This is a genomic window from Bradyrhizobium sp. HKCCYLRH1030, from assembly GCF_051168395.1.
Taxonomy (GTDB): domain Bacteria; phylum Pseudomonadota; class Alphaproteobacteria; order Rhizobiales; family Xanthobacteraceae; genus Bradyrhizobium.
In genome coordinates this window covers 248804-274382 of the sequence record NZ_JBNPUY010000007.1, presented here as the reverse complement: position 1 = coordinate 274382, position 25579 = coordinate 248804, and the positions used below count along the sequence as shown (strand labels likewise).

The window sequence follows — 25579 nt, the reverse complement described above, 5'->3', positions numbered from 1 at the left end:
AGGCTCGACCGCCTGTTTGTTATCGTCTCGCGAAAGTGATAGCAACACGGGGCGGCCTTGCGGCATGACGCCGTGGCCGCCGATGTAGCAGACCGAATCGGTCGATTGAGGAACACGCGGACGAATATGGCAACCAAGCGTGCACGCAGCAGGTCTTCGCTCGAGCCTGACGCGTTGCTCGAGAAGGCTCACAAGGCAAGCGAATTCCTCAAGGCGCTGTCGCACGAAGCGCGGCTTGCCATTCTGTGTCTGCTGCTTGACGGAGAGAAGTCCGTCAGCAGCATTGAGGATTCGCTGCAGCTCCGCCAGCCGACGGTGTCGCAGCAACTTGCCCGGCTGCGCGCGGACGATCTCGTCAAGGTGCGCCGGGACGGCAGGAACGTGTATTATTCGGTCTCGCGGCCGGAAGTGATCGAGGTCATGTCCGCTCTCTATCGCGCTTTCTGCTAAGTGGTGCTGATGGAGTCTCGCTGCCCGCGGAGATCGTCCGTCAGGCGGAGCCGGGGACGGCGGCGACTGTGTTTCCTGCGGTCACTCGATCGATGAACCCGGCTGCCGCGGCTATCACCGCGGAGGTCGCCTGTTGGTGGGGCGCATGTCCACAGCCTTCCAGCACGCAGGTCTCGATCCGGGCTGGCACGAGGGCGCGGAGCGTCTCAAGCTGAATATGCGTGAAGAACTCGTCTTCGCTGCCCTGAACAGCCAGCACCGGGGCGCGAACCCGTCCAACGTAGGGCTTGATCCCCCAGTCGCGCGCTTCTTCCCCAGTCCAAGCATCGACCAGCCGGCCAAAAAGATGATCGGTTCTGCTGCCATGATACCGTGCGAGCCGCGCCCTCAGGTCGCCGTGCTCGAAGTCCCTGATCTGGGCTGCGATGCCGTCAACCGTCCGCTGTTCGCGGAAGAGGTGAGGGGCGATCGCGACGACCCCGCTGACCTCATCGGGAAACGCGCCGGCAAACGTCAACGCGATCGCAGCACCGTCGGAGTGTCCGACCAGGATCGGGCGCCGCGCTCCGGTCGTCCGTAGCACTTCGGGCAGGGCATCCAGAGCCTCGGCGAGCAGATATTGCCGCGAATGGGGCGGCTCGAGCGGCTCCGAGTCACCCGAGCCCCAGCGGTCGAACACCAGGACGGAGCAGCCGGTCGCGGCCGCAAGCCGCTCGGGAAAATCGCGCCAGAGCCGGGCGCAGCCCAAGGCGTCATGCAGCAGGACGAGCGGCGGACGTTCCGGTCGCGTCGCCACGAGCCAATGGCCGCGAAGCCTCCGGCCGGCCGCAACGAAGCTCAGCTGCCGCGCCGCCGCGACGACCACGTCGCGAATGTCCGACGGGCCGAGATTGACGAAGTCGGCCGACGTGCGCGAGAAGAAGTCCTCAACGAGGGATCCGGCATCGGCCAGTTCGGCGCCGCGCAGCGCCGCCTCGAGATCAAAGATGACGCGTGGCGGCGTAACGAAGAAATCGCCCGTGATCAGGGCTTCGCGAATTCGCCTGCGGTCTGGCCCCTCGAGGCGGATATCGGCGCGCAGGCTGCCGCCGCGCCGCGTCAGAGTGGCACTGACCAGCGAGCCGTCCACCTCGGGAGCGTCGACCATCTCGACGAAGTCGTCGCGGCCGATCTCGTCGCGATACAACTGGTCGGCGAGCTCTTCTTCGTGCATCGACGCCTGGCCCCATTGCGGAACAATGCCGAGGCCTTCCGCCAGGCCGTCGAGCAAGCCTCGCTGGATGGTGGCCAGATCAGGGAGCTTGTCACCGAGGATCTCGCGCATGCTGACGACGCGCTGGTGGGCCGAGGCGAGGTCGCGCTTGGCGAGCTTTTCCACCGGCACTTTGAGCGCAGCGATCATCTGCTCGGGGTCGAAGTCGATCAGCAGTGTTCCCTGGTAGAACAGCGTATCGCCGTCAAAGAAGCCGCCGGTGCCGCTGATCTTGCGGCCGTCGACGTCGATGTCGTTGCGCGGGCGGTAGCGCGCGGGGACGCCGAGCTTGTTGAGCCCGAGTGCGACGCTTTCGCAGATCCGGCGTGTCGTTTCGGTGAGATTCATGGCGCCGAGGCTGGAGCGGCCGAACACGAGCTCCCATCCGATCTGACCCTCGTCGAGATAGAGACCTCCGCCTCCCGTGATCCGCCGGCCGATCTCGATTCCCTTGCTCCGGCAATAGTCGAGCCGGACCTCATGGCTCAGGATCTGATGGATTCCGACCAGCGCCGACGGACGAAACCGCAGGAAGCGGATGGTATCGGGAATCTGCCGTGCCTTGTGAGCGTCGATGAGCGCCTGGTCGAAGGCGATATTGGCGCGTCCGCCCCGAATCCCTGTGTCGATGACCCGAAATGACTTGGCGCTGCTGGCCATCGCATCTTCCTCCCGGTTATTTGGGTAGTCCGCGCCGGAGTTGGCTGCGCACGTGGCGAATGTCGCGGCGATCGGGCTTGAAAGGGTAGGAAGCAATGTCGCGCGGCGGCGAGTCGCCATAGGGGCGGTCGCAGGCGGACACATCGGCGGCCTCCTTGCCCGGGCAGCCGGACGTGCGAAAGGCCACGCCCGCGTCGACGATCGCGTCGACTTCGTCCTGCGGCAGACCAAAATCGACGAGTTGGCCGCGCTCGTCGAAACGCATGTGCTGCAGGGAATGGCTTCGATAGTCGATGAGATAGCGGGCGAGCTGGATGCGTCGCCATTGCGGGCGCGGCGCCGGCGGGAGATGATCCATCAACGAGCCCTGTTCGGGAAAGAACGCGAACAGGTGGCTGTGGCCGCCGAGGTCGCGAATTCTCTGCACCTGCGAGAGAACGTCGTGGTCGCTCTCGCCCATCCCGACGATGAGATGGGCGCCGAAACGTTCCGGGCCAAATATCTCGGCGGCGGCCAGCAGGATCTCCCAATATTTGTCCCAGCTATGCGGCGATTGAACCCCGCGGCCGCGGGTGCGGTCAAAGATGACCGGGTTGGCTGCATCGAGCGCGACCGTAAATATCTCGGCGCCGAGATCCTTGAGCTCCTGCACATCCAGTCGGGTCATCGTCGTCGGGTTGGACAGGATGGACACGGGTACGTGCCTGATGCGTTCAACCCATTTCCGCAGGACAATGCGGGTGTCCTGGTCCGACCGCGGATGCGTGATCATGCTGATACACATGCGATGGAAGCGCCCGCCGTCGCCGCCCGATGCGACGATGTCAATCACCTGGTCGTAGGGCACCGCAGGCCAGTCGACCCGAATGAAGTTGCGGTCGGCATAGTTGCGCTCCGCTTCGCGATGGCGCGCAAGCCCGCAATAGGCGCAGTTGGCGCGGCAGCCCTCCGGGTAGGTCAGCAGCAGGTTCAGGCAACGGGTGCAACTGGTGCGATGCATGTAGCCGTTCATGATGCCGAGGGTGATCGCCGCTGCCGTCGACATTTGCACGTACTCGGGCGACCGCATGTTCGGCGTCAGAACATTGTCGTTCGGCAGGTACGTGCCGACCGGCCGCACATCCTGCGCCCTCACGCGCCCGCCGTTGCGCGCTTCCGCCGGCACGGCGCCCGGCGCGCGCGGCCGCATGGCTTCTGCCGCGTTGAAGGTGCGCGTCTCCCCGGTGAGGAAATCCGGTACCGGATGCGTCGGTCCTTCGAGACAGCTCATGACGTCCTCCCCTGATCCTGCATCTTCACGCCCAATAGTTCGGCGAACTGATCCATCCCTCGGCGAGCGCAGTCGCGTCGGGGCGACGGCCGTCGCCATAGTGCGCCAGCACTTGCCGTCGTCGCAGCAATGCCCGGCTCAAGGCTGCATCGAAAATGTCGCCGAGCTCTTCGTCATAGTCATCGAGGGCGCCGCTGCGGCCGGACAGCATGTCTGCCGCGGCGTGCCCGGCGAGTGCCCCCGATTGCACGGCAGAGGCGATGCCGGCGCCGGTCACGGGGTTGGTCAGGCCTGCCGCATCGCCGGCCAGCAACACCTGGGTTGCGCCGAGCCGGCCTGTCGAACCCACCCTGCCGCCCACGGGTATCGCCCCGCCCGTCAACGCGAACGGGCGCGTTCCGATGCGGCGCGATGCCGACAGCGAGGCGAAGAGCGCGGCGAGCATCGGTTTCAGTCGCCGCCGGTCCTCTATCAGGACGCCGACGCCGATATTGGCCACGGCGCCCTTGGGAAACAGCCAGCCATAGCCGCCGCGGTAGTCGGCGCTCAGGAAGATATCCGTGGCATCGTGCGGCACGATCAGCGGCGTGGTCAGTTGCCTCGTATCGACAAGCGCGCGATTGATCTGGCCGATGGCCGCGCCGACCCGCGAGCGAGGGCCGTCGCAGCCGATGAGGACGCGCGGTTTCAGGGCAAGACCATCGGACGTATGAACTGTGCCGTCGATATCGATGGCAACGACGGAGGTGCCGTATCGGCACGCGGTTCCCGCATTCGCCGCCTCATCAGCAAGCATTCGATCGAAGGCGGCGCGATCGATCATCCAGCCGCAGAAGTCCCGCGTTTCCTCGCAATCCGTCGCTTCGGTGAAGGTCAGCATGCGCGTGATCTTCTGTTCGGCGACGGCCGTGATGTTCGGAACGTCCCGCTCGATCATGGCGGGCACGAACTCGGCACACTGGACCGGGCGACCCGCCTCGAGCCGGCGATCCACGGCGACGACGCGGTAGCCGGCCTTCGCGGCAATTGCAGCCGCACGGCTCCCGGCCGGTCCAAGCCCGACGACGACGATATCCGCTGCCTCGGCGTTCATGGTGCACCTCAGGCTGCGCAAGCCCGCCGTCCGGCGAGGCCGTCAAGCGCGATCGAGCAGCAGGCATGCTCCTGCTCGACCGGCCGGCCGATGGCGCGGGCGAGAGCCACGATGCCGTCCGCGGGATAGGCGATACCGTCAAATCCCGCCATGACGGCGTATGCGTCGGTCATCAGCTTATGGCGGCCCGCGGGGCGGATACAGCCAAGTTGAACCGGCGCGTGACTGATGCGTTGCCGCGCGGCGACCAGCACCTTCGCCACGTCGTCGGTGGATATCGTGGCGAAGGGCCGATCCGGCGGCGCATAGATCGGAGTCACCACCACCAGGATCAACGCGGCAACCGCATGGCGCGAAACGATGTCCAGTGCGGTCGCTTCGCCGAGCAGCCGGCCATAGTGCAGACCGATGACGATGTGTGGCACGACCTGCATCTTGGTGCCCGAGAGCGCGGCGAGCGTCGCCTCGAAATCCGCGACGGGACGGTCGAGGTGATAGACTTCGCGGATCGTCTGCTCCGAGCCGATCACGTCGAGCATCGCGACGTCGACCCCGGCGGCCTCCATGGATCGGGCGCGCCGTTCGTCGAGCAACGCGGAATGGACGGCGATGCGCAGATGGGGAAAGTCGCGCTTGAGCCTTTCGATGGTCGGATAGAAGCGATCGTACGGAACCTCGTTGCGCCGGTTGGATCCGCCTGAGAGCAGGAACCCGCGCAGATCCTTGAGCAGAATGAGATCGCGCACCTTGCGGTCGAGTTCGTCCGGTGTCGTTGCCGCGATCATCGGTTCGAGGATCTTCGCCTGACAGTGATCGCAATTCAGCGCGCAGGCGCCGCCGGTGATGGAAAAGGCGGGAAAACTCGCTTTGCCGCAGCCCTTGAGCTCCTCGCTGGCATAGGCGCGGAACGTCGGCGTGTAGAACCGCATCGGTCCGAGTGCGCGCTCGCGGGCTGCCGCCTCGAGTGCGTCGACGAGCTCGCGATCAAAACGCAGGTCGTCGAGCGGTTCGATCTCCTGCAGCTTCTCATACCACGCCATTGCGTTCCTCGCTTTTCATATGCGAAAAAACATATATATTGTCGGTCCGCCGTCGGCTTCGGCCGTCATTGATGCCTCATCAGTCGTCGCGGTTCGCCATGAAGACACTCTGCGTCTTGCAGCATTTTGAGGCGGACTATCTCGGCTTGATGGAAGACCAGTTCGAAGGACGCAACGTCGGCTTTCGCTATTGCCGGCCGTTTACGGCCGGAGGATCGATACCTGCGACGGCCGGGGATTTTGACGGCCTCGTTGTTCTTGGCGCCGGACCGCTCGGAGTCGTCAGCGGCAACCTGCTTCCGAGCCTTGGGCCCGAGTTGCGGTTGGTACAGGATTTCCTGGCGCGCGACCTGCCCGTCATCGGCATCGGAGCTGGCAGCTGCATAGTTGCGACCGCGTGCGGCGGCGGCACTCAGGAAGCTCCGCTCCGCTTCGTTGTGGAGACGGCCCGACGGGTCGATCCCGCGGCGCTCGGCGGTCATCTGCCGCAATCCTTTCCCGTCGCGATCTACATGCGCGATCGCCCGGTGCTGCCGGCCGATGCCCGTGTTCTCGCGATCGACGCTGCGGGGGAGCCGGCGGTGTTTCAGCTTCGTGATAACTGCTTCGGGTTCCTCGGCCATCCCGGAATCAAGTCGGCCATGATCGAGGATCTGATCATGGAATCCGAAGAATGTCCTGATCGCACGGCGGAAACGCTCGCCGACCTGCGCGTGGTGCAGCGCGAGATCGCTGCGGCGCTCGGACCGCTGATGATTGGTTTGATCGAGTCGACGCATTTGATGCGGCCGCTCCCGTAGGACCGTTCTCCCGAGCAACGAATTATTTTCTTCAGCCTATAGATGTCATTCAAAAAATGGAATATGTTTTGTGCGTTCTTCCGACGGATTGGATGAATTCGATGTGAGCTTGTTGTTCACCCAGGACTTCGGTTCTTGGGCATGTTGATCTTCATCAACTCCAAGGTGATGCGCCTCAAGATAAACTTATTGTGCACGCTCGTGTGTCGATGTGCGTTGCGCACGCTCAATAGCAGATGATCGGGAGGACATCGTAAGAATGGCCAAAAAGCTCATCATCATCATGGTCAATACCGATCCTCGCAACGGCGAGGAACTGGGCGCGCCGTTCTTCCAGGCCACCGTTGCCGCGGCGATGGACTACGAGGTGGAGGTCGTCTGTACCGCGACGTCGGGGCAGCTCATGAAAAAGGGCGTGGCAGAGAAGCTCGTGGTCAAGCCCGGGTCTCCGAAAACCGTCTATGACTTCATCAAGGATGCGCACGGAGCGGGAGTGAAGTTCTATTGCTGCTCTCCGAACCTCGATCTGTTCGACATGACCGAGCAGGACCTGATCCCTGAATGCGAGGGTATCGTCGGGGGTGCAAAGGTCATCGAAGAGGTGATGGAAAACGATAATGCCAAGGTGCTGACCTACTGAGGAGAGCCGCCAGATGACGAGCGGAGCTTCAATCGAGCTGACCTCTATCGGCGACCCGGTCTCCGAGGCGCCGGTCGTTCCCTACGAGAAGCTGGAAGAGGTGTTCGACGACATTCGCTCGCACGTCCTCTACGATCATGAGCTGCATGGCTGTCTCAATTGCGGCATCTGCACCGCGACCTGTCCCTCGGCGCACTACTACGATTATTCACCCCGCGAGATCGTCCAGCTGCTGTGGACCGAAAATCTCGAAGGCATCTACGACGCGATGCAGGAGAAGATCTGGTCCTGCGCGCAGTGCTACACCTGTGCGGCCCGCTGTCCGTTCGAAAATTCGCCGGGCGGGCTCGTCATGATCATGCGTGAGGTCGCGATCAAGCACGGCATGCAGTCGGCGAAGGATGTACTGCGGCCGTTCTCGCGGGTGCTTCTGAAGGTCATTTCCACGGGAAACCAGCTCGCGCCGAACATGATCACGCGCGATGCGTTTCCCGACTGGGGCCCGAACGTCGCCAAGGTCGACGCCCCGCTCAATATCCTGCGCAAGGCCATTCCGGTCCCGACCATGCACACCATGGACACGGCCTGGGAGGTCAACCTGAAGACGTCCGTCGAACTCTACACCATTTGGGAGGCGACCGGCGTGCTCGATCAGCTCGAGACGATCGACGAGAATCTGTTCGATGTCGTCAGTGACGTGATGGATGAGAAGCGCGAGGAATACAACGAGTGGCTTGAAGAGCACCAGGAAGAATAGGCCGTTGAGACGACCACAACAGACGGCGAGATCAATCGCTGCGGTGGACGACGGAGGAAACGATGGACGAAAAGCGCAGTGACAGTCAGTCGGCTTACGCCGGCTTTGGCGCGGAGTGGCGCCCTTCCAATCTGACGCCGGGCGAGGCGCAGACAGCGACGGCCTGGGTGGAAACCCGGATCGACCGTCGCTCGATGCTGACCAACAAGGACCGTGTCCAGGACATCCGCGACGCGATGTGGGAGTTGGAGAAGGACGGCGAGATCGTCGTCCATCGGATCGACGAGCGCCACGAGCCGGTGGTGGCGCGCACGCTGTACGGCTGGGACAAGCGCATTCCCACCACCAACCTCTGGCAGCACAAATCCTGCGGACAGTGCGGCAATATCCCCGGCTATCCGTCGAGCGTGATGTGGCTGATGAACCAGCTCGGTGTACGCTATCTCGACGAGACCGATCAAACCTCTTGCACCGCCTGGAATTATCACGGCTCCGGGGTCGGCAATGTCGTCAGTCTGGCCGCCGTCTTCCTGCGCAACTTCCACCAGGCATACATGTCGGCCAAGGCGCAGGGGCTGCCGGTCGGAACCTACTTCCCGCTGGTCCACTGCGGCACGTCGTTCGGCAATTACAAGGAGATGCGCATCTTCTTGATGCATTCGGCTGAACTGCGCGAGCAGGTGAAGAAGATTCTCGGCAAGCTGGGCCGCCTGGTCGACGGCAAGCTGCTGATCCCCGAAGAGATCGTGCACTATTCCGAGTGGCTGCACGTCATGCGTCACCGCATCCAGGAGCGGCAGGTCATAGACGTGAGCAGCCTTCGCGCCACCGTTCATCCGGCTTGTCACGTCTACAAGATGGTTCCGGAAGACGTGATCTATGACGACACCGTCATGGACGGCAATCGCGTCGCGGTATCGACCGGCCTGATGCAGGCGCTGGGTGCACAGGTGATCGACTACTCCACCTGGTACGACTGCTGCGGCTTCGGTTTTCGTCATATCATTGGCGAGCGTGAATTCACCCGCTCCTTCGCCATCGACCGCAAGATCAGGGTCGCGGTCGAGGAGGCGCGGGCGGACGTCATGATCGGCCACGACACGGGTTGCATCACCACGCTCGACAAGAACCAGTGGATCGGCAAAGCCGTCGACAAGGTCTACGCGCTGCCAGTCATGGCCGATTGCCAGTTCGCGGCGCTCGCCCTCGGTGCGCATCCATACAAGCTCGCGCAGCTTCATTGGCACGCCTCGCCGTTCGAGGGGCTGCTCGAGAAGCTCGGCATCGACTGGCAGAAAGCCAAAGCCGAATTCGAGGCCTACCTCGATGAAGTGAAGGCCGGCCGCATCGAGACGCTCTACGACCCCAAACGCGCGATTACGTCGGGCCCAGGCTATGTCAAGCCGACGGCGACTTTGTCAGGAGCCGCATCATGACCCGTCCCGTTCTCATCGTTGGCGGTGGGCCGTCGGGGCTTTCCGCCGCACATGCGCTGGCCGCGGCCGGCCAGCGCGTCGTTCTCGTCGAGAAGGCGGAGCAGCTCGGCGGCGCGCCGATCCAGTCGGGCTATGCCAAGCTGGTGCCGTCCGGCGAATGGGCCAAGGACGCCATCGGCGGCATGGTGCGCCGGGTCGAAACCGACAGCCGTGTCGAGATCCGAAGGCGCGCCACGGTGAAGGCCTTTTCGGGCGGCCCAGGCGACTTTCGCGTGACGCTGTCGGATGGCACGGTGCTGGAGGCGGGGGCGGCGATCCTGTGCACCGGCTTCACGCATTTCGATTCCGTCAACAAGCCGGAATGGGGTTTCGGTACCTACCCTGATGTGGTCACGACGACCCAGGTCGAGCAGATGCTCTCCTCCGGCAGGGGCGTGCGCTGTCCGTCCGACGGACGCGAGCCGGAGCGGGTCGCGATCCTGCTATGTGTCGGCTCGCGCGACCGCCAGATCGGTCGCGAGTGGTGCTCTAAGATCTGCTGCACGGTCTCCGCCAACATTGCCATGGAGATCCGCGAGGCGATGCCACGGTGCAACGTGTATATCTACTACATGGATATCCGCACCTTCGGCCTCTACGAGGATCTCTACTACTGGGAAAGCCAGGAGAAGCACCGGGTCAAATACATCAAGGCGCGGATCGCCGAAGTGACATCGGACGGCAGGCGATTGATCGTCAAGGGCGAGGACACGCTGGTGAAGCGGCCGATCTCGATTCCGTTCGACATGGTGGTGCACGCCATTGGCATGGATCCCAATGTCGACAACATGACGTTGTCGGCGGTGTTCGACGTCAAACTGCAGAAGCACGGCCATATCCAGAAGGCGTCGGTCTATTCCAACACATCGGCGACCTCGCGGCCCGGCGTCTTCGTCGCCGGCGCGGCGACCGGGCCCGAGACCATCGACGATTCCATCGCGCAGGGCCAATCGGCGGCGATGGCCGCGCTGACCCTGGTCCGCGGCGCCATGATGGAAGCGGCCGAGTGATGTGGCCGATCGCCAGCCATAGAGGCAAGGCGGTGGCCGAGCCGACGCGGCCGGTGCTTGATCTGTCCGGCCCCAGGCTGCGGCGGGCGTTCGAGAACCTCGTGGAATCCGCCGACGACGCCGGTGGCGTCGAGCGTTATGTCGGAGCGCTCGCGCTCAAGGCCTCGCTGTTCGAGGAGGTGCTGGGCAAGGGGCGGGTCAGCGAGCTGACGGAGGCCGAATTCTGCGACCTCGCCACGTTCATCACGCCGGTGCGCCGGCGTGTGGGTGCGTGGCTCGGCCGCAACGGATTCGCGGCGATGCGCAGCAGGCTCGAGGTCCTGCTGTGCGGATGGTCCGATCTCGGCACCACCGACCAGCGCGTCGCCGCGTTCGTCACGAGCTTTCCAGCCGATCGCGAGCACCGCTGGTCGCGCGATCTTGCCGCCGAGCTCCTTCATTTCACCGCGCCCGACCGCTATCCGCTGATGACGCGCTGGATGTGGGACGCCAGGGTCAATACCGGCGTGTTGCGCGAGATATGGTACGACGAGGATGCCGAGGCCGGTACGATCGCCGTCGGCGACGGCCTCGCCACTTTCACGATGCTACGCGAGGAGCTCGAAGGATTCCTGCAGGCGAACGGTGTCTTCCGCGATCTGGCCTTCTACGTCGATCTGCTCTGCGCCCACACCTATGCAAACTATATCAACGACAAGGGCGGCCAGTTCCTGCACGCGGACTTCTGCGGCGGCTTCAAAGCAGACGCGATGGCGCATACTCGGCGTCTCCTGGGACTCGATGCGGTCGATACCGAGTCGGGGCGCACCCGCCTGAAGCTGATCGATGGCAGGGCCTATGTGCTCGGGCAGCCTCGCCTGCTGAGCGAATGAGGGAACATCCATGCCGATTCACGAAAAATCGCTGATCCGGCCCGAGAATCTCGTCACGCATGAGCACCTGGAAATCGATGGCGTCGATGTCTCCGGGCACTGGAGCACGTTCATCACCTCGCGCGCCATCACCGACTACAACGAGCAGATGCAGGAGGAGATCGCGGCGCTCCCGGGGGGCGAGTTCATCCACCGCTGCTGGCAATGCGGCTCATGCACCAACGCCTGCACGATCAACGCCGTGAATCCCGACTTCAACCCGCGCTATTGGATCTACCTGATCCGCATGGGCTTCGAAAGCGAGCTGCTGCGTGACAAGGACATCATCTGGCAGTGCGTCTCCTGCAACAAGTGCACCTATGCCTGTCCGCGCGACGTCAGTCCCGAAGGCGTGATGAAGGCCACGGCACATTGGCTGGAGCTGAAGGGCTATACGGAGAAGAAGCCGTCCACCGCGTTCGATGAGGTCTTCTCCGAGCAGGTCTTCGCCACCGGCAAGATCGAGGAAGGCCGCGTGTTGCGCCGGTTCTTCGCGCGGACCGGGCAGTCCCTGTCGCAGGGCTGGCTTGTCGAACTGATACGCAGTCTCGCCAGCCGCTTGCCGGTCGGCCTCCTGGTGAAGTTGGGACTTGCCAGCGTGATCCGTCCCCGCACGCGCGGATGGCGGGGCGCCAGCCTCGCGATCGACGAGTATGTCCGTGAGTGCGAAGCAGCTGCCCGCAAGGCGCTTCGGCTGGACGTTCAGGGAGCTGAGTGATGAGCGACAAACACAAGCAGGTCGCCTACTATCCGGGCTGCGCGCTCGAAGGCACCGGGCACGCCTACAACCGCTCGACCAAGGAGGTCGGCAAGGCACTCGGCCTCGACCTGGTCGAGCTCAAGAACTGGAACTGCTGCGGGGCCATGGAGGTCAAGAACATCGATCCCAAGCTGCAGACCTATCTGTCGGCCCGCAACCTCTCGATCGCCGATGCGATGGGGTTCGATACCGTGATGGCGCCGTGCAATGGCTGCTATCACAATCTCAAGAAGGCCGAATACGACCTCGCCAAGGATCCCGCGTCGCGCGAGGTGACGGACCGACTGTCGCGCAAGGCCGGCCACGCGACCTACGAAGCGGGCAAGGTCACGACCATTCACGCGCTCGACTGGATCAAGGAATCGGTCGGCGAACAAGGCCTCAAGGCACGCGTGAAGAACTCGCTCAAGGGCCTGAAGGTCGCCAACTACTACGGCTGCATGTACACGCGGCCGCGTCACATCTTTCCGGAAAAGGACAAGGGGCCCGGCTCGGAATCGACCTCCAAGCCCCATTTCATGGACGACCTGCTGGCCGCGGCGGGGGCCGAAAATGTCGAGTACCCCCTCAAGACGGCATGCTGTGGCGGCGCTCACACGCTGTCCGACAGTGACACCTCGACCAAGCTCGTTCTCAACCTGCTCACGACGGCCGAGGCCTGCGGCGCGGACGTGATCGCCACCGAATGCCCGACCTGCCACACCGGGCTCGAAATGCATCAGGTGCGCGCCGAAAAGGTCTTCGGCCGCAAGACGAGCGTCAAGATCCTGTACTTCACCCAGCTCCTCGGCATGGCGCTCGGGCTGTCGGCGCGCAAGGTCGGCGTGCAGGAGAATTTCTCGGATTCGACGGGTCTGTTGCGTGCGCGGGGGCTCGGCTGATGGCGGATATCGGTATCACGAGCCTCGACAACGTCGCGATGCGGCTCGACGGCATGTTGGCCGCGTCCGATGCTGCACTCGCGGCGGACGCCGCGCCGCTTGCCGAGGAGTTGCTGCAACTCGGCGAAACGATTCTCGAAACATGGCTCGCTGCGCACGGCGAGATTCCGACCGATCGCAAGGTCGAGACGTTTCGCCTGCTGGCGCTGCATCGGCAGGGTGCGCGCGGCGATGCAAGCTTCAACGCCTGCCGCGAGACATGCCGCGAGCTCGTCTATCATTATAATCTCGTGCGCCTCGAGCCAGGCCACGCGGAGGTCGCCCGGCGGCTGCGGCTGGGCGCCATGGTCGCGCGGCACCTCATGCTGTTCATCGGCGGCAAGCTGGAGGTGGCCGGGCTCGGCGACTTCTGCTGCGCGTCCCGGCCGCTACGTCAACTCGATGCATCGATGCAGACCAACGAAACTGTTTGAGACAAGGAGAAGACGATGCCCATCGTCCGCGGCTGCAACCTTCCCGACGACCTCCTCTACGACGTCGAAAACAACATCTGGTATCGCGAGAACGCCGACGGCACCGTGACGCTCGGGATGACCGCTGTGGCAGCGGCCATGGCCGGTCAGCTTGTCGCCTTCACACCAAAGAAGGCCGGCCGGTCGGTCGATGCGGGCAAGTCCTGCGCCACGATCGAATCCGGCAAGTGGGTCGGCCCGGCAAAGGTCGCCTTCAATGCGGAAATCGTCGAGGTCAACGATGCAATGAGCGCAGCGCCCAAGCTCGCCAATACCGACCCATATGGCGAGGGATGGATGGTCAAGGTGCGCCCGAAGGACTGGGCTGCTGCCAAGGCCGGCCTCGTGCCGGGCACGGCGGCCGCCGCCCCTTACGAAGCGAAGATGGCTGCCGAGAATTTCGCTGGCTGCGCGTAAGGAAGTGGATAGGCCGTGACTGAGACCGTCGCAATCAGGACATCGATGATAAGTCGCGGCCTCGCGGCCTTCATGTCGCTGCCGACCTATTTCCCGGGTGTCCTGGCCAGTCTGATCATCGCGATCGCGGCAACCTTCCTGTCCGAGCACTATGGCGGGCCGGTCATGCTGTTCGCCTTGCTGCTTGGGATGGCCTTCTATTTCCTGTCGCAGGAGGGGCGCTGCGTCGCCGGCATCGAACTCGCCTCGAAGCACATCCTGCGCGTCGCCGTCGGCCTGCTCGGGGCGCAGATCACGATTGCCGAGATCACGAAGCTCGGTCCGACGCCCGTGATCACGGTCGTCGGCGCGGTGATCCTGACCATCCTGTTCGGCGCGCTGGCCTCCCGTGCCATGGGTTTGAGCCGGCGGTTCGGAATCCTCACCTCCGGGGCTGTGGCGATTTGCGGAGCGTCGGCGGCGCTCGCGATCTCGTCGGTGTTGCCCAAGGGGGAGCAGCACGAACGCGACACGGTCTTTACCGTGATCGGCGTGACCGCGCTCAGCACGATCGCGATGATCGTCTATCCGCTCGTGATCGCAGGATTCCATCTCGATCACGCTGCAGTCGGCATGTTTCTTGGCGGCACCATTCACGACGTTGCGCAAGTGGTTGGCGCCGGCTTCAGCGTGTCGGAGGAGACCGGAAACGTCGCGACCTTCACCAAGCTGCTCCGGGTTGCCATGCTGCTGCCTGTCGTGGTGATGCTGTCCTACGTGTTCCGCGCCCATCACGTCGGTAAGGCCGGGCGACAATTGCCGGGGTTCCTGGTGGTGTTCGCCGTTCTGGTGATGCTCAACAGCGCCGGCGTCATTCCCGCATTCCTGCTTGCCCTCATCAAGGACGTTTCAAGGTGGTGCCTGGTGACGGCGATCGCAGCGCTCGGGATGAAGACGTCGCTCAAGGCGATGGCCGATGTCGGCGGCCGGGCGATCGCGCTGATCGTCGCCGAGACGTTGTTCCTCGCAGTCCTCGTGCTGATGGTCGTGCGTTGGAAAGCAGGAATCCAATGATGCGCGCGGTTGCGCCTGCGAGAGACCAAACGGAGAGATGCAATGGCCGATGATAACAATACCAAGCGCATGTCGATGATTGTCACCAAGGGCACGCTGGATTGGGCCTATCCGCCCTTTATCCTGGCCACGACAGCGGCGGCCATGGGCCTCGAAGTGACCATGTTCTTCACCTTCTACGGCTTGACGCTGCTCAAGAAGAATCTCGACCTGAAGATTTCGACGCTCGGCAATCCGGCCATGGAGATGCCGATGTTTGGAATGCACATCGGCATGCCGAATCTCGTATCGGCCATCCCCGGCGTCGACGCGGCGGCGACGACAATGATGAAGAACCTGATCAAGAAAAAGGGGGTCGCATCGATAGAGGAGTTGCGCACAATGGCCATCGAAGCCGAAGTCAAGATGATCGCCTGCCAGATGACCATGGATCTATTCGAGTACACTAAGGACGACATGATCGAGGGGCCGGTGCTCGGCGGCGCTGCGACCTACATCGAGACGGCGACCAAGAGCGACATCAACCTGTTCATTTGAATGTATCACGAAGCCAGCACCAGAAATTACGGAGAGACAGGATGGCTGACCAGGTTCTCGATGCCAAGGGACTGAACTGCCCGCTGCCGATCTTGCGCGCGAAGAAGGCACTCAAGGACGTGCCGATCGGTGGCACGCTTCAAGTGCTCGCCACCGATCCCGGCGCTGTGAAGGACTTCGAGGCGTTTTGTCGCACGACCGGAAATGATCTCTTGGAATCCAAGTCGGAAGGCAAGCAGTTCGAGTTCCTGATCAGGCGAACGTCCTGACGCTACGCAATCTCTGCCACGCCGGAGTGCCTTTCGGTTTGACCGAGAGCGGAACCGCAACCAACGGAGGGGGACCGGTGCAGTCTGCGCGCTCCGCCGCCGGCGTTTCGCCGCCGTTTGCCCACGCTGCAAGGCGTACGACCGTGAAACGTCACCCTTGCGTCTTCGCTGGGGCGTCCTCGATCAGATGGTCCGCAATGATCTCCACAAGGCTCGCGAGCCCGCCTTCCCACTTCCAGTGGGCCTTGCTCTCGTCCATGGTCAGCCGGCAGTTCGAGCATGCCGAGACCATCGTCTTTGCACCGGTCTTCTCGACCTGATCCATTTTGATCTTGAATACCTTGTGGCGAAGATCGGCAGCGCGCGCGATCGCCTGCACGCCGCCCCCGCCACCGCAGCACCAGTTGAGATTTCCGGTCGGGGTCATCTCGCGGAAGTCCTTCGCGAAATCCTGCAGGAGGAATCGCGCATCTTCGGTCGCGCCGCCACGACGGGAGATCTGACAGGGATCGTGATAGGTGATCGACTCCTCGATCGGCTTCAGCCTCAGCCTGCCGTCCCGCTTGAGTTGCGCCATGAATTCCGAAATGTGCACGACTGCGAAGGGCAGGGGGCGGCCGAGCATGTTGGCGCCCGACCAGCGCAGCGCACCGAACGCGTGGCCGCACTCCGGAATCACCACCGTCTTGGCTCCCACCGCCTCGGCGGCCTCGGTGATCCGCTGAACCATGATCCTGGCGACGTCCGCCTTGCCGGCCAGATAGCCAAAATTCGTGGCTTCATAGCCCTTCGTGCTCAGCGTCCAGTCGACGCCCGCGTGGTTGAGCAGCTTGGCCATGGCCACCACGGAATCGGGGTATTTCATCGTCTCGACGGACGAGAGCGTCAGCAGAATGTCGGCCTTGTCCTTGTCGAGCGCGATGGGCACGTCGTGCTCATCTTCGAGCCATTCGATACGATCGCGCAGCTTTTCGGCCGTCACGCCCAGCGGGCTTCCATGATCGCGCGAATTGTCGGCGGCCTGCAGAAGGTCCCTCGGTCCGAGTCCCGCCTTGACGAAGGCCTGCCGCGCGCCGCCCACGATGGAAGCGATGTCGATCCCCATCGGACAGATCGTGGTGCAGCGACCGCACATGGTGCAGGTATCGAACAGCAGTTCCTCCCATTCCCTGAGGTCCTCTTCCGTGACGCGGGGGGCGAAGAGCGAGAGCGGGAATTTCTGCCGGCGATAGGCCTTGGCAATCGGAAACAGCTTGTAGGCGGGCGTGTGCCGCGGATCTCCGGAGGCCTGATAGAAGTGGCAGGCTTCGGCACAGTTCCCGCAATGGACGCAAGCCTCGAGATAGCTGACCAGATGTCCCTCGGTCCGCGCCAGGAACGTTCTGCTGGCTGCTTCGACGTCGATTTCGCCGCCCATCGCCTTACCTCACCCGCAATTGTATCAGCTCTTCGCCTTCCGGATCGATCACATGCACCGCGCACGCAATGCACGGATCGAAGCTGTGTATCGTGCGCTGGATCTCGAGCGGCTGCCGAGGGTCCTGGAGCGTGTGGCGATCCATCAATGCCGCTTCGTAAGGTCCGGGCTGGCCCTTGGAATCACGCGGTCCCGCGTTCCAGGTCGAGGGCACCACGGCCTGATAATTATCGATGCGCTTGTTCTTGATCACCACCCAATGCGCCAGCGCCCCACGCGGCGCTTCCATGAAGCCGACACCCTTGGCTTCGGCGGGCCAGGTTGAGGGATCCCACTTGTTCGAATTGTGAACGTTCAGATCACCCGCGCGGATGTTGGAAAGAAGACGGTCGTACCAGGTCGACATCTGGTCGACGACGATTTTGCTTTCCAGGGCGCGCGCCGCAGTGCGTCCCATGGTCGAGAACATCGCCGTCAGCGGCAGCTCGAGCTTGCCCAGCGCGTAACCGGCCAGTTCGCGCGTCGGCTCGTGACCTTTGGCATGGAGCGTCAGCACGCGCGCGAGCGGGCCGACCTCCATGACATGGCCCTTCCAGCGAGGCGCCTTCAGCCAGGAATAGCTCGCACCGACATCGAGCTGCTCGAAGGGAGGCTTGGGACCGGTGTAATGCAGATGGGTCTCGCCCTCGTAGGGATGCAGGCCTTTGTCCTTGCCGGTTGCATAGTCGTACCAGGAATGGGAGACGAACTCTTGGATTTCCTCCGAATTGTTCATGTCGACGGGATGGATCGTGGTCAGGTCGCGATTGAGGATGGCGCCCGCCGGGATCAGCCAACTGGCCGGGTCGTCCATGCCCTTTTCGGGAAAGTCGCCGTAGGTCAGGAAGTTGCCCACGCCTTCGCCGCGCGCGAACCAGTCCTTGTAGAAGGATGCGATGGCCAGCGTGTCCGGCAGATAGACCTGCTCGACAAAATCTTCCATTCGGCCGATCACAGTCTTCACCGTCTGCAGGCCGTCGATGCCGATGGCGGTGCCGCCGGTGTTCAGGCTGATCGCCGACGGGGCGCCGCCGACCAGGAAATTCGGATGCGGATTCTTGCCGCCGAAGACGGTGTGGAGCTGCACCACCTCGCGCTGCCAGGCGAGCGCTTCCAAATAGTGCGCGACCGCCATCAGGTTTGCTTCGGCCGGCAGCTTGAATCCGGGATGTCCCCAGAATCCACCTGCAAAGATGCCGAGCTGGCCGCCTTCGACGAAGGCTTTCAGTCTCTTCTGCGTGTCTGCGAAATAGCCCGGACTCGACTTCGGAAAGCTCGAGATCGATTGCGCCAGTTGCGACGTCGCCGCCGGATCGGCCTTCAACGCCGACACCACGTCGACCCAGTCGAGCGCGTGCAGATGATAGAAGTGCATGACATGGTCGTGCACATATTGTGCGGCAATCATCAGGTTGCGGATGAGTTGCGCGTTCGGCGGAATGGCGTATCCCAGCGCATTCTCCACGGCACGGACGCTGGCGATGCCGTGGACCAGCGTGCACACGCCGCATATTCGCTGCGCGAAAGCCCAGGCCTCGCGCGGATCGCGTCCTTTGAGGATCAGTTCGATGCCGCGCACCATCGTGCCGGAACTGTACGCACCGGTGATGGCGCCCTGGGGATCTGTTTCCGCCTCGATCCGCAGGTGCCCTTCGATGCGCGTGATGGGATCGACCACGATGCGCTGGTTCATATCTCAACTCCCCGGCGGCTGTAGAAGATCCCGGTCTCGCTTCTGGTCAGGAAGACGAGGAAGGCATGCATGAGCTTGCCGAACGGGAACCAGATCAGGAACAGGCACACGGTCAGGATGTGCACGGACAAGAGCGTTTCATACGGCGCCCACAGGTGGCTCACAGCGATCAGCCCTGTCACGACCGGAAGGAACGTCACCAGCCAGCTGAAGTAGTCGTCAAGCGTCGAAAGCAGTCTTAAGACGGGATTCGTCATCCGCCGCGCCAGCGCAGCCAGCAGCGACGCCAGCGTGAGCACCGACGCGGCCGAGATCACGCCGGTGGGCAAATTCGGCCATGAAAAGCCGAACAATCCGCGCAGGAATAGAATGTGCTGCGCCAGTCCGAACACGACGATGGCAAGGCCGACGTGAAAGACATAGCCGTTCACCGTGCTGAACAGCGACGCGCGCAGATGGGTGTTCGCGGGCCATAGGTGACGCACGAAGCCCCGGAACGCGCCAACCACCGCATGCGGTGCACCGGCTCGCTTCGCCGATCTGTCGTTGGTCCAGGGCAGGAGCAACAGTGACGCGAGCCGCCACACCACGCCGCCCACGAATATCGCGATTGCAATCTCGATCGCGGGCCCGCGCACGAAATCCAGCAGGCTCATGGCTGGGTCTCCCTCTCCGCTCGTTGTTTGCGCCGGCGCGCCAGCCATGCGCTGGCAATCCCGACCGCCGCGCCCGCAGCTGCGGCGCCGCCGATGATCTCCGGATCATTCAACGTGTTTGAGGAAAGCGGCTGGTAGAAGCTGCCGCGATCCCAGAAATTCGGTTCGGAACACCCCAGACAGCCGTGTCCGGACTGGATCGGGAAGGAGACGCCACCATTCCATTTCACGGTCGCGCACGCATTGTAAGTCACGGGCCCCTTGCAACCGACTTCATAGAGGCACCAGCCCTTGCGTGCTCCCTCATCGTCGAACTGCTTGGCGAACTGCCCCTTGTCGTAGAACGGTCGGCGATAGCAGCGGTCATGAATCGTATCGCCGAAAAACGCTTTCGGCCTGCCCTTGTCGTCGAGCTCGGGAAGCTTGTTGAAAGTCACGAAATACGCAACCGTGCCCGCGATGGCTTCCGGAATGGGCGGGCAACCGGAGACATTGATCACCGGTTTGTCGGTGATGATGTCGCTGACGGCAACTGCGCCGGTGGGGTTGGGATTTGCGTGCGGGATGCCGCCAAAGGCCGCGCAGGTCCCGACTGAGATCACGGCGGCTGCATCTGCGGCCGTCTCCTTCAGCACCTCGAGGTTGGTCTTGCCGGCGTTGGTGGAGTAGACCCCGCCATCTCTCGTCGAAACGGAGCCGTCGACCACGACGACATATTTGCCCTTGTTCTCCTTCATGGCAGCGAGACGGGCCGCTTCCGCGGCAGCACCCGACACCGCCATGAGCGTTTCGTGATAGTCGAGCGAGATGAGATTGAAGATCATGTCCTCGATGGTTGGACCGAAAGAACGCGTCAGCGATTCCGTACAGCCCGTGCATTCCTGAAACGAGAGCCAGATCACGGATTGGCGCCGCGTATTCGCCAACGCCTCCGCCATGCCCTTCGCGGCCATCGGGGGCAACGCCAGAAGGCTGGCAAGATAGGTCGTGTATTTCAGCAGGGCGCGGCGGGAGACGCCCCGGCGCGTCAAGAGCTCGCCGATTGTCTCGGTTTCATGCATCTTCGGCATCCTCTGAAGAGACGCGGTCGATCAGATCTTCAGACAGTTTGTTGCTGGCCGCAGCGATGTCGGCCGCATGGCTTGTCAGGATCTCCGGGGACGCCGTGATTTCGATGCGTTCGGCGGCGAGCTTGTCCCCGGCGCCCAGGTGGCGAACCCACCACACGCCGGCATAGCGCGTCTCCCAGATTTCGCTGATGCCGGCTGCGGTCAAAACGGCCTCCAGGTCACCATGGCCCAACCGCTCCTCCAATTCGCTGCGGTCCGCAACCGTGAGAGGCAGGCTGCACAGATCGATCGCCGCGCAAGCGCCGGTATTGGCAAGCACATCGAGGTGATGGGCGATCTCGCGGAGCAGGCTGTCGATCATCCCGGTGCGGAACCCCGCTGCGGCATCCGCTTCAACTGTCATGGTGCCACCTGCTGAGTAGCGCTTTGATCTGCTGACATGCGGTGGGAATGGCCGCGCCAACCGCGGGCGTCAGCGACAGGCCCCATTGCGTGGATTCGGGTTGAACCGCGACGAGCGCCCGACGCGCCGGCTCGCAGCCGGTCAGCCGCGCCGCCGACATCAGGTCGGCAAGCGCGACCTCATGAGCCGTCCGCTTCTTTCCCGTCAGCTGCCGGTCCATCTCCGGACCTTGAAAGATCCTTACGGTGCCGGGCTTCGCGCCCAGTTCCACAGCGTCGACGGCGATGAGCGAGCCGAAATCTTCGATCTCCGAAAACAGGGACAGCCCGAGCGTCCCGCCATCCCGCAGAGCAACACGATGCGGTATCTCGCCCGTGCATTCCAGTGCATCGAGGGCCCGAATGACGTGCACGCCAATGCCGTCATCGCTCAGCAGGATATTGCCGATTCCGAGCACCAGCGTGTGGGTCGCCGCGACATGCGTCCGCATAGGAGAACTCCTGCGAGATCAGGCGCCTCATATTCTATGCAGCGAATATGATGCTCTTATCTTGATCCACGTCAAATCGAGTTCATCGAGCGGGCTATGATTTAGCACCCAAGTAATTGCGTGGAACCGACATGTGCCTTGGCATCCCGATGCGGGTCGTGGAGTGTGACGGAGTCATGGCGCGATGCGAGGCCAAAGGCATCGAGCGCATGGTGAGTCTGTTTTTGCTTCAGCATGAAACGATCGATCCCGGCGATCACGTCGTGGTTCATGTCGGTTACGCCATCCGGAAGATGTCAGAAGCCGAAGCGTCGAGTGCATGGGATCTCTTCGACGAACTGCTTGCGGCGGAAGACGCAATGCGCGGCAATGCATGAACGCGCCATGCGGGCCGCCTGCGTCAGCCGGACTAACGTAAGGGGACGCCGTCGGCGGTCGAAGCCGCGCTGCTCGATCGGGCGCTTCGCTCCGAAGCACGACGACGTGCATTTGCATGTCACGACGGCATGGACTCTGCGGACCGTTGGCCTCGATCGTCGCGGCGCGGTTCAGGGCATCCGCTTCGGGCTGGCTTTCTGCGAGGCCTCAGGCAACCGGCTGGTGCGCTGATCAGGTAATGACGAAGCATCGATCGATTTCAGAAGCAGACAGCCAGGCCGGCCATCTTGAACGACTTTGTTCTCAGGGTGGCTTCGCGAGCGTATGCCCTCAAGCCGAGATCATCGGAAAAGTTGGAGCTGCTCTTACGAAACGCCGCAACGAATCGCCGCGAATCGGGTGAAACGAGCGTGCGCTTGCTACCCTGGCCCAGCGTAGCCGGATTCGACGAGGTGTTTTCCACATGACAGCGCGATCTCCACGCGAGGCGCCGCTTGCGCGACGAATCGGAACAGCATGGCGGCACGCCAATGTCGGCCGGCTGCTCAACAATGCGGTGCGCCGGTTCGAATCCCGGGTTCTCCAATTGATGGCCGAGGGCGGCCACGGCGGGACGCGGATCGCCCATGTCAGCCTCACCCGCAATCTCGATGTCGAGGGCACCCGGCTTACCGAGCTCGCGCGGCGGGCCTCGATGAGCAAGCAGGCGATGGGCGAGCTGGTCGATCAATGCGTCGAGCTGGGTCTGGTGTCGCGCGAGGCCGATCCGAGCGACCGGCGCGCCCGACTGGTCCGCTTCACGCCGGCCGGACTGAAATGGCTGGAGGCGTTCGGCGACGCCGTCGACGTGGCCGAAGCCGAGATGCGCAAGGAGCTCGGCAAGGCCGTGATGGACGCGATCCTGCAAGGGCTGTCGGCCTACGGCGCCCGCTTCGATACGCTCGACGACACCAGATAGTCAGGTTGCTTGACTATTTTGCCGGGCGCGGTAGCCTTCCTCCGTTGCGAGGAGAAGCGCCGTGATCGAACGTCTGAGCGCCTCGGTGCTGATCGTGGGCGGCGGTCCGTGCGGGCTGATGCTGGCCAACGAGCTTGGCCGCCGCGGCGTGTCCGCAATCCTGGTCGACGAGAAGCCGGGAACGGCCTTCAACCCGCAGGCCAACGCGACGCAGGCGCGGACGATGGAGCATTTCCGCCGGCTCGGCTTCGCCGACGAGGTCCGGCGCGCCGGTCTGCCCGCGGACTACCCGACCGACGTCGCCTATTTCACGCGCTACACGGCGCATGAGCTGACACGTTTTCAATTGCCGTCCGCAGCACGCGCGACGGAACTGGTGAAGGGTCTGTCCGGCTCGTGGAGCGCAGCAGAGCTGCCGCACCGGGTGTCGCAGAAATTCGTCGAGGCGATCCTGCGTAGGCACGCGGCGCAGCTTGCGGGCATTCAGTTGCGCTACGGACATCGGTTGATCGGCTACGTCGCGGATGACGGCGGCATTGCCGCCGACGTCGAGCGTGTCAGCGACGGCGCGCGCTGCGAGGTCGCGGCCGATTTCCTGATCGGCGCCGACGGTCCGCGCTCCCCGGTGCGACAATCGCTCGGGATCTCCTACGGCGGAACGACGGGAATACGGCGCGATTTCATGGGCGGCCGCATGCTCGCGGTCTATCTCCGCTCGCCGGAGTTCTACGCCAGTGTCCCGCATGCGCGGGCCTGGATGTATGTCTGCTTCAATCGAGACCGCCGCGCCTTCATGGCCGCAGTGAACGGACGCGACGAGTTTGCCTTCCACACCCAGCTGCGGCCCGGCGAGGACGAAAGCGCGATCACTGCCGATGATGCAAGGACAGCGTTCCAGCGCGCCTGCGGTGCGCCCATTCCCTGCGAGGTGCTTTCGCACCTCACCTGGACCGCGGGTCATGCGCTGGTCGCCGAGCGCCTGCAGCGCGGCCGGGTCTTCCTTGGCGGCGATGCGGCGCATCTGTTCACGCCGACCGGCGGACTCGGCTACAACACCGCGATCGAGGACGCGGTCAATCTGGGCTGGAAGCTCGCGAGCGTCGTCAAGGGAACGAGCCCCGTCTCGCTGCTCGACAGCTACGAGGCCGAGCGCCGTCCGGTGGCGCTGCGCAACACCGGCTTCGCGCGCGGCTTTGCGGATTCGCTCGGCCTGTTTGCCGCGGTGCCCGAGATCGAGGACGCGACCGCGGCCGGCGACGAGGCACGGCGCATCGCCAGCGCCTATCTCGATCAGCATGCGCGCGCCGAGTTCAACATCCCCGGCGTCACCTTCGGCGGCCGCTATGATGGCTCACCGATCATCGTCCCCGATGGCACCCGGCCGCCGCCGGATGCGGCCAACGCCTACGTGCCGAGCGCCTGTCCCGGCGGCCGCGCGCCGCACGCCTGGCTGGAGCAAGGTATCTCGCTGTACGACCGCTTCGGCTTCGAATGGACGCTGCTGCGGTGTGAGGGCAGCGACCTCGATGAGGATCAACTCCGTGAGGCCATGGGGCCGCTGCGTGCCGATGTCGAGATCGTCACCTTGCCGCGGGCCCTGCGCGATCTCTACGAGGCCGACCTCGCGTTGATCCGTCCCGATCAGATCGTGGCCTGGCGCGGGAGCGCGGCGCAGGCCGGCCTGCTTCGACGCGTGCTGGCTCGGGCGCTCGGAGGAGATGCACGTTCTCACTGAGAGCTGTCTGGCGCGGGTCCGCAGCAGAAGGGGCAGAGCGATCAGGTCAAGCAGTTCGGGCAGGCCTTGCAGCAGGACCATAGCGAGCATCTGCAGAAGGCGCAGCAGCTTGCGAGCCAGAACGGGATGAAGATGCCGTCCGAGCCGAGCAAGAAGCAGAAGGCCATCTACAGCCGGTTGGAAGGCATGTCCGGCGGTCGGTTCGACCAGGCGTTCGCGCAGGCGATGGTTCGCGATCACCAGGAGGATATCAAGAAGTATCAGAAGCAGGCCGCGGCAAACTCACCGCTGTCGGACTTCGCCCAGCAGACCGTGCCGGTGCTGCAGAAGCACCTCGACATGGCGAAATCATTGGCGAAATGACATGGGCCAGAGCGACCACGATGCCTCAGCCTTGTCCGGGCGTCGTGATCGCCAATGATAGCGCCATCTGAAGAACAAGTTTGCCGACCACGAGGCCAATGCAACGCTGGCTGAGACGCTGGCGAAGCAGCCTCGCAAGATGGCCGAGCCGGGACCGGCGGAAAATCGCACGTCGGCACTGCGTGTTCGGCATCGGAGTGTCGTCCGCCCCAGCATTGCCCGACCTTCGTCCGGCTGCTAGCGTTCTCCCATGAGGCACGGGCAAGCGATAAGACGATGACTGACGTGATGACCGAATCGGAAAAGGCGCAGCAGATCGTGGCTGCGCTGAGGGCGGCGGAGGCGAGCCCGCCGGAAGCGGCACTGCAGACGTTGAACGGCCTGATGGGCCTCGTCCGCAGCCCGAGCGCGGAGCAGCCGCTCGAGGTGGAGGAGGCGCGCTCCGCGGCCTTCATGTCGATCTGCGAGGTCGGCAAGGCACTGCATCGCGGGCAGCCGACGGAGGCGCTGTGGCCGACGGCGCTGTCGGCCAGCGAACGCTGGCTGGCGCTTGCCAAGTGAGCAAGGGCGAGTGAGGACGAGCCAGACCG

Annotated in this window: 29 protein-coding genes and 1 pseudogene; 20 read left to right on the top strand and 10 right to left on the bottom strand. The window is 63.6% G+C overall.

Going from position 1 to position 25579, the window contains the following annotated elements; translation table 11 throughout:
* Positions 1 to 126 precede the first annotated feature (126 nt).
* On the top strand, positions 127 to 450 hold the full coding sequence (locus tag ACQR1E_RS21925) for an ArsR/SmtB family transcription factor (RefSeq protein ID WP_315715794.1): 324 nt from the start codon (positions 127 to 129) through the stop codon (positions 448 to 450).
* Between the two features lie 40 nt (positions 451 to 490).
* Here ACQR1E_RS21925 and ACQR1E_RS21920 read toward each other — a convergent pair whose 3' ends face one another.
* The 4 genes from ACQR1E_RS21920 to ACQR1E_RS21905 form a co-directional block, all read right to left on the bottom strand.
* Positions 491 to 2362, bottom strand: a complete 1872-nt coding sequence (locus ACQR1E_RS21920) for an alpha/beta fold hydrolase (RefSeq protein WP_434897554.1) — start codon at positions 2360 to 2362, stop codon at positions 491 to 493.
* Positions 2363 to 2378: 16 nt separating this feature from the next.
* Positions 2379 to 3551 (bottom strand): radical SAM protein, encoded by a 1173-nt coding sequence (locus tag ACQR1E_RS21915; RefSeq protein ID WP_434897553.1) that lies wholly within the window; start codon positions 3549 to 3551, stop codon positions 2379 to 2381.
* Positions 3552 to 3657: 106 nt separating this feature from the next.
* Complete coding sequence (locus ACQR1E_RS21910) at positions 3658 to 4725, bottom strand: geranylgeranyl reductase family protein (RefSeq protein ID WP_434897552.1); 1068 nt, start codon at positions 4723 to 4725, stop codon at positions 3658 to 3660.
* An 8-nt stretch (positions 4726 to 4733) separates the two neighbouring features.
* Positions 4734 to 5765, bottom strand: coding sequence for a radical SAM protein (locus ACQR1E_RS21905; RefSeq protein WP_315715446.1), 1032 nt, complete (start codon positions 5763 to 5765; stop codon positions 4734 to 4736).
* Between ACQR1E_RS21905 and ACQR1E_RS21900 the strand changes: the two genes are divergently transcribed.
* From ACQR1E_RS21900 to ACQR1E_RS21840, 13 genes are all read left to right on the top strand, one after another.
* Positions 5765 to 6565: a type 1 glutamine amidotransferase gene (locus ACQR1E_RS21900; RefSeq protein ID WP_434897551.1), complete on the top strand. Its 801-nt coding sequence runs from the start codon at positions 5765 to 5767 to the stop codon at positions 6563 to 6565. The two genes, ACQR1E_RS21905 and ACQR1E_RS21900, sit on opposite strands and share 1 nt — an antisense overlap.
* A gap of 259 nt (positions 6566 to 6824) precedes the next feature.
* Positions 6825 to 7205, top strand: a complete 381-nt coding sequence (locus tag ACQR1E_RS21895) for a DsrE/DsrF/DrsH-like family protein (RefSeq protein WP_315752123.1) — start codon at positions 6825 to 6827, stop codon at positions 7203 to 7205.
* A gap of 13 nt (positions 7206 to 7218) precedes the next feature.
* A complete protein-coding gene (locus ACQR1E_RS21890; protein ID WP_315828036.1) occupies positions 7219 to 7962 on the top strand; it encodes a 4Fe-4S dicluster domain-containing protein in 744 nt (247 codons plus the stop codon).
* 62 nt (positions 7963 to 8024) lie between these two features.
* Positions 8025 to 9398, top strand: coding sequence for a heterodisulfide reductase-related iron-sulfur binding cluster (locus tag ACQR1E_RS21885; protein WP_434897550.1), 1374 nt, complete (start codon positions 8025 to 8027; stop codon positions 9396 to 9398).
* Positions 9395 to 10447 carry an FAD-dependent oxidoreductase gene (locus ACQR1E_RS21880; RefSeq protein ID WP_434844821.1) on the top strand — a complete coding sequence of 351 codons (1053 nt, stop codon included), beginning with the start codon at positions 9395 to 9397 and terminating at the stop codon, positions 10445 to 10447. Before ACQR1E_RS21885 ends, ACQR1E_RS21880 begins: the two co-directional genes overlap by 4 nt.
* A complete protein-coding gene (locus ACQR1E_RS21875; protein ID WP_434844820.1) occupies positions 10444 to 11319 on the top strand; it encodes a hypothetical protein in 876 nt (291 codons plus the stop codon). The genes ACQR1E_RS21880 and ACQR1E_RS21875 overlap by 4 nt, the downstream gene beginning before the upstream one ends.
* A gap of 10 nt (positions 11320 to 11329) precedes the next feature.
* Entirely contained in the window at positions 11330 to 12076 is a 747-nt protein-coding gene (locus ACQR1E_RS21870) for a 4Fe-4S dicluster domain-containing protein (RefSeq protein WP_315752118.1), read from the top strand.
* The gene (locus ACQR1E_RS21865; protein WP_316164211.1) at positions 12076 to 12999 is read left to right on the top strand and encodes a CoB--CoM heterodisulfide reductase iron-sulfur subunit B family protein; all 924 of its coding nucleotides are present in this window, start codon (positions 12076 to 12078) and stop codon (positions 12997 to 12999) included. Before ACQR1E_RS21870 ends, ACQR1E_RS21865 begins: the two co-directional genes overlap by 1 nt.
* Before the next feature lie 38 nt (positions 13000 to 13037).
* Positions 13038 to 13472, top strand: coding sequence for a hypothetical protein (locus ACQR1E_RS21860; protein ID WP_434897549.1), 435 nt, complete (start codon positions 13038 to 13040; stop codon positions 13470 to 13472).
* 15 nt (positions 13473 to 13487) lie between these two features.
* Positions 13488 to 13928, top strand: coding sequence for a glycine cleavage system protein H (locus ACQR1E_RS21855; protein WP_315715458.1), 441 nt, complete (start codon positions 13488 to 13490; stop codon positions 13926 to 13928).
* A gap of 15 nt (positions 13929 to 13943) precedes the next feature.
* Positions 13944 to 14981 carry a YeiH family protein gene (locus ACQR1E_RS21850; protein WP_434897548.1) on the top strand — a complete coding sequence of 346 codons (1038 nt, stop codon included), beginning with the start codon at positions 13944 to 13946 and terminating at the stop codon, positions 14979 to 14981.
* A 42-nt stretch (positions 14982 to 15023) separates the two neighbouring features.
* Entirely contained in the window at positions 15024 to 15518 is a 495-nt protein-coding gene (gene dsrE2, locus ACQR1E_RS21845; RefSeq protein ID WP_315715461.1) for a sulfur carrier protein DsrE2, read from the top strand.
* 41 nt (positions 15519 to 15559) lie between these two features.
* Entirely contained in the window at positions 15560 to 15787 is a 228-nt protein-coding gene (locus tag ACQR1E_RS21840; RefSeq protein ID WP_315715462.1) for a sulfurtransferase TusA family protein, read from the top strand.
* Positions 15788 to 15938: 151 nt separating this feature from the next.
* Here ACQR1E_RS21840 and ACQR1E_RS21835 read toward each other — a convergent pair whose 3' ends face one another.
* From ACQR1E_RS21835 to ACQR1E_RS21810, 6 genes are read right to left on the bottom strand one after another with little or no spacing between them, the layout of a single operon-like run.
* A complete protein-coding gene (locus ACQR1E_RS21835; RefSeq protein ID WP_315715463.1) occupies positions 15939 to 17204 on the bottom strand; it encodes a (Fe-S)-binding protein in 1266 nt (421 codons plus the stop codon).
* Between the two features lie 4 nt (positions 17205 to 17208).
* Complete coding sequence (locus ACQR1E_RS21830; protein ID WP_434897547.1) at positions 17209 to 18936, bottom strand: nickel-dependent hydrogenase large subunit; 1728 nt, start codon at positions 18934 to 18936, stop codon at positions 17209 to 17211.
* A complete protein-coding gene (locus tag ACQR1E_RS21825; protein ID WP_315828046.1) occupies positions 18933 to 19592 on the bottom strand; it encodes a hypothetical protein in 660 nt (219 codons plus the stop codon). The genes ACQR1E_RS21830 and ACQR1E_RS21825 overlap by 4 nt, the downstream gene beginning before the upstream one ends.
* A complete protein-coding gene (locus tag ACQR1E_RS21820) occupies positions 19589 to 20653 on the bottom strand; it encodes a hydrogenase small subunit (RefSeq protein ID WP_315828047.1) in 1065 nt (354 codons plus the stop codon). The genes ACQR1E_RS21825 and ACQR1E_RS21820 overlap by 4 nt, the downstream gene beginning before the upstream one ends.
* Positions 20646 to 21065, bottom strand: coding sequence for a hydrogenase expression/formation C-terminal domain-containing protein (locus ACQR1E_RS21815; RefSeq protein WP_316174786.1), 420 nt, complete (start codon positions 21063 to 21065; stop codon positions 20646 to 20648). The genes ACQR1E_RS21820 and ACQR1E_RS21815 overlap by 8 nt, the downstream gene beginning before the upstream one ends.
* Positions 21055 to 21555 carry a HyaD/HybD family hydrogenase maturation endopeptidase gene (locus ACQR1E_RS21810; RefSeq protein WP_316164219.1) on the bottom strand — a complete coding sequence of 167 codons (501 nt, stop codon included), beginning with the start codon at positions 21553 to 21555 and terminating at the stop codon, positions 21055 to 21057. Before ACQR1E_RS21810 ends, ACQR1E_RS21815 begins: the two co-directional genes overlap by 11 nt.
* A gap of 131 nt (positions 21556 to 21686) precedes the next feature.
* Here ACQR1E_RS21810 and ACQR1E_RS21805 point away from each other — a divergent pair, with 131 nt between their 5' ends.
* The 6 genes and pseudogenes from ACQR1E_RS21805 to ACQR1E_RS21780 all read left to right on the top strand — a co-directional run bounded on the left by ACQR1E_RS21805 (position 21687) and on the right by ACQR1E_RS21780 (position 25550).
* Positions 21687 to 21932, top strand: coding sequence for a HypC/HybG/HupF family hydrogenase formation chaperone (locus ACQR1E_RS21805; protein WP_315752106.1), 246 nt, complete (start codon positions 21687 to 21689; stop codon positions 21930 to 21932).
* A gap of 163 nt (positions 21933 to 22095) precedes the next feature.
* A pseudogene (locus ACQR1E_RS21800) lies at positions 22096 to 22161 on the top strand (adenosine-specific kinase); the annotation flags it as partial.
* A 235-nt stretch (positions 22162 to 22396) separates the two neighbouring features.
* A complete protein-coding gene (locus tag ACQR1E_RS21795) occupies positions 22397 to 22891 on the top strand; it encodes a MarR family winged helix-turn-helix transcriptional regulator (RefSeq protein WP_434897546.1) in 495 nt (164 codons plus the stop codon).
* A 118-nt stretch (positions 22892 to 23009) separates the two neighbouring features.
* Positions 23010 to 24626: an FAD-dependent oxidoreductase gene (locus tag ACQR1E_RS21790; protein WP_434897600.1), complete on the top strand. Its 1617-nt coding sequence runs from the start codon at positions 23010 to 23012 to the stop codon at positions 24624 to 24626.
* Between the two features lie 3 nt (positions 24627 to 24629).
* Positions 24630 to 24989 (top strand): DUF4142 domain-containing protein, encoded by a 360-nt coding sequence (locus ACQR1E_RS21785; RefSeq protein ID WP_434897599.1) that lies wholly within the window; start codon positions 24630 to 24632, stop codon positions 24987 to 24989.
* 288 nt (positions 24990 to 25277) lie between these two features.
* Positions 25278 to 25550: a hypothetical protein gene (locus ACQR1E_RS21780; RefSeq protein ID WP_315715796.1), complete on the top strand. Its 273-nt coding sequence runs from the start codon at positions 25278 to 25280 to the stop codon at positions 25548 to 25550.
* Positions 25551 to 25579 lie beyond the last annotated feature (29 nt).

What these genes read in the sequence shown, in the direction of transcription:
- ACQR1E_RS21925 (WP_315715794.1), top strand. Translation starts at nt 127, where the DNA reads ATGGCAACCAAGCGTGCACGCAGCAGGTCTTCGCTCGAGCCTGACGCG.
- ACQR1E_RS21920 (WP_434897554.1), bottom strand. Translation starts at nt 2,362, where the DNA reads ATGGCCAGCAGCGCCAAGTCATTTCGGGTCATCGACACAGGGATTCGG.
- ACQR1E_RS21915 (WP_434897553.1), bottom strand. Translation starts at nt 3,551, where the DNA reads ATGCGGCCGCGCGCGCCGGGCGCCGTGCCGGCGGAAGCGCGCAACGGC.
- ACQR1E_RS21910 (WP_434897552.1), bottom strand. Translation starts at nt 4,725, where the DNA reads ATGAACGCCGAGGCAGCGGATATCGTCGTCGTCGGGCTTGGACCGGCC.
- ACQR1E_RS21905 (WP_315715446.1), bottom strand. Translation starts at nt 5,765, where the DNA reads ATGGCGTGGTATGAGAAGCTGCAGGAGATCGAACCGCTCGACGACCTG.
- ACQR1E_RS21895 (WP_315752123.1), top strand. Translation starts at nt 6,825, where the DNA reads ATGGCCAAAAAGCTCATCATCATCATGGTCAATACCGATCCTCGCAAC.
- ACQR1E_RS21890 (WP_315828036.1), top strand. Translation starts at nt 7,219, where the DNA reads ATGACGAGCGGAGCTTCAATCGAGCTGACCTCTATCGGCGACCCGGTC.
- ACQR1E_RS21885 (WP_434897550.1), top strand. Translation starts at nt 8,025, where the DNA reads ATGGACGAAAAGCGCAGTGACAGTCAGTCGGCTTACGCCGGCTTTGGC.
- ACQR1E_RS21880 (WP_434844821.1), top strand. Translation starts at nt 9,395, where the DNA reads ATGACCCGTCCCGTTCTCATCGTTGGCGGTGGGCCGTCGGGGCTTTCC.
- ACQR1E_RS21870 (WP_315752118.1), top strand. Translation starts at nt 11,330, where the DNA reads ATGCCGATTCACGAAAAATCGCTGATCCGGCCCGAGAATCTCGTCACG.
- ACQR1E_RS21865 (WP_316164211.1), top strand. Translation starts at nt 12,076, where the DNA reads ATGAGCGACAAACACAAGCAGGTCGCCTACTATCCGGGCTGCGCGCTC.
- ACQR1E_RS21860 (WP_434897549.1), top strand. Translation starts at nt 13,038, where the DNA reads ATGCGGCTCGACGGCATGTTGGCCGCGTCCGATGCTGCACTCGCGGCG.
- ACQR1E_RS21855 (WP_315715458.1), top strand. Translation starts at nt 13,488, where the DNA reads ATGCCCATCGTCCGCGGCTGCAACCTTCCCGACGACCTCCTCTACGAC.
- dsrE2 (WP_315715461.1), top strand. Translation starts at nt 15,024, where the DNA reads ATGGCCGATGATAACAATACCAAGCGCATGTCGATGATTGTCACCAAG.
- ACQR1E_RS21840 (WP_315715462.1), top strand. Translation starts at nt 15,560, where the DNA reads ATGGCTGACCAGGTTCTCGATGCCAAGGGACTGAACTGCCCGCTGCCG.
- ACQR1E_RS21835 (WP_315715463.1), bottom strand. Translation starts at nt 17,204, where the DNA reads ATGGGCGGCGAAATCGACGTCGAAGCAGCCAGCAGAACGTTCCTGGCG.
- ACQR1E_RS21830 (WP_434897547.1), bottom strand. Translation starts at nt 18,936, where the DNA reads ATGAACCAGCGCATCGTGGTCGATCCCATCACGCGCATCGAAGGGCAC.
- ACQR1E_RS21825 (WP_315828046.1), bottom strand. Translation starts at nt 19,592, where the DNA reads ATGAGCCTGCTGGATTTCGTGCGCGGGCCCGCGATCGAGATTGCAATC.
- ACQR1E_RS21820 (WP_315828047.1), bottom strand. Translation starts at nt 20,653, where the DNA reads ATGCATGAAACCGAGACAATCGGCGAGCTCTTGACGCGCCGGGGCGTC.
- ACQR1E_RS21815 (WP_316174786.1), bottom strand. Translation starts at nt 21,065, where the DNA reads ATGACAGTTGAAGCGGATGCCGCAGCGGGGTTCCGCACCGGGATGATC.
- ACQR1E_RS21810 (WP_316164219.1), bottom strand. Translation starts at nt 21,555, where the DNA reads ATGCGGACGCATGTCGCGGCGACCCACACGCTGGTGCTCGGAATCGGC.
- ACQR1E_RS21805 (WP_315752106.1), top strand. Translation starts at nt 21,687, where the DNA reads ATGTGCCTTGGCATCCCGATGCGGGTCGTGGAGTGTGACGGAGTCATG.
- ACQR1E_RS21795 (WP_434897546.1), top strand. Translation starts at nt 22,397, where the DNA reads ATGACAGCGCGATCTCCACGCGAGGCGCCGCTTGCGCGACGAATCGGA.
- ACQR1E_RS21790 (WP_434897600.1), top strand. Translation starts at nt 23,010, where the DNA reads ATGCTGGCCAACGAGCTTGGCCGCCGCGGCGTGTCCGCAATCCTGGTC.
- ACQR1E_RS21780 (WP_315715796.1), top strand. Translation starts at nt 25,278, where the DNA reads ATGACCGAATCGGAAAAGGCGCAGCAGATCGTGGCTGCGCTGAGGGCG.